The organism is Spirosoma panaciterrae DSM 21099 (assembly GCF_000374025.1).
Taxonomy (GTDB): Bacteria; Bacteroidota; Bacteroidia; order Cytophagales; family Spirosomataceae; genus Spirosoma; species Spirosoma panaciterrae.
On sequence record NZ_KB893241.1, the window covers coordinates 1 to 1,119 of the forward strand.

Consider the following 1,119-nt stretch of genomic DNA (forward strand, 5'->3'; position numbering starts at 1 on the left):
GAGTAGCCACTGGGCACGGTGATGGTGATCAGGATGGGACCGCTGGCCGTGCCCCCATTGACTTCCTGGATCTGGACGAGCAGGGCTTTGGTCTGGTTGGGAGCGAAGCCCCCGCTGGGGAGTTGGAGCAGGGGGGAGAGGTCGGGTCCGGCCAGGGCGGTGAGGCTGACGAGGGCGGTCTGGGAGCAGGCGCCGGTGGTACCCACGACGGTAAAGGTCTGGATGCCCGCGGTGGTGAGGCTGGCCGAGGTGATGGCTGCGTTGGCGGGGCTGGTGAGGGGTGCGGAGGCTGGGGCAGTCCACTGGTAGGATGTGGCCCCGGAGGCCGTCAGGCTGAGGGTGACGCCCACATTGGCCTGGGGCAGAGAGGCCCCGGCTGCGAGGGAGAGGTTGGCTGTGGAGGTGACGGTGGTGGCGGCCGTGGCCGAACAGCCGCTGCTACTGAGGGCGGTCAGGGAGTAGATGCCTGGTGTGGCTACGGTGGCGGTATTGCCGGCCGAGCCTCCCTGCTGGGTGGTGCCTGGTGCAAACTGGTAGGTGGCGGCTCCAGGGGTAGCGGAGAGGGTGACTGAGGGCTGGCTACAGGTGAGGGGGCCGTTGTTGGTCAGGCTCACCGAGGGGGGAGAGCTGACGGTCAGGCTGAAAGCGGAACTGGTCAGGCTGTTGCAGGCTCCGGTGACCACCACGGAGTAGCTGCCCTGGTCGGTAGTCTGGACGGCCGATAAGCTCAGGGTGGCTGAGGTCTGGCTGGCTAGCACGGCGCCATCTTTGTACCACTGATAGCTGGTGACGGATCCCGATACGTTTATTGGGACACTGATGGGGCTGCCTACGCAGACCGCTGAGCCACTGGGTGGCTGGCTCACCATCGACACCAGCGTGTTGATCAGCACCGAAACGTTGTTGGAACTGTTATTAGCGGTGGCCAGATCGGGCTGACCATCCGCATTGAAGTCGCCCACCGCTACCGAAACAGGTAGACTGCCTACATCGAAGTTGGTGGCGGCTGCAAAGTTCCCGTTGCCCTGGCCCAGCAGCACCGAGACGGTGTTGGAACCTCTATTAGCGGTGGCCAGGTCGGGCTTGCCGTCGGCGTTGAAATCCCCCACCGCTACCGAT

1 protein-coding gene and 2 pseudogenes are annotated in these 1,119 nt (G+C 65.0%); 2 read left to right on the forward strand and 1 reads right to left on the reverse strand.

Features of this window, described 5'->3' with window-relative positions; all coding sequences use genetic code 11:
- Both B153_RS38140 and B153_RS38640 read left to right on the forward strand, forming a co-directional pair.
- Positions 1–572: pseudogene (locus B153_RS38140) on the forward strand (hypothetical protein); the annotation flags it as partial.
- A 214-nt stretch (positions 573–786) separates the two neighbouring features.
- On the forward strand, positions 787–939 hold the full coding sequence (locus B153_RS38640) for a hypothetical protein (RefSeq protein WP_245564979.1): 153 nt from the start codon (positions 787–789) through the stop codon (positions 937–939).
- Here the strand turns inward: B153_RS38640 and B153_RS38645 are convergent.
- Positions 927–1,109, reverse strand: a pseudogene (locus B153_RS38645) (FG-GAP repeat domain-containing protein); the annotation flags it as partial. The gene B153_RS38640 and the pseudogene B153_RS38645 overlap by 13 nt on opposite strands.
- Positions 1,110–1,119 lie beyond the last annotated feature (10 nt).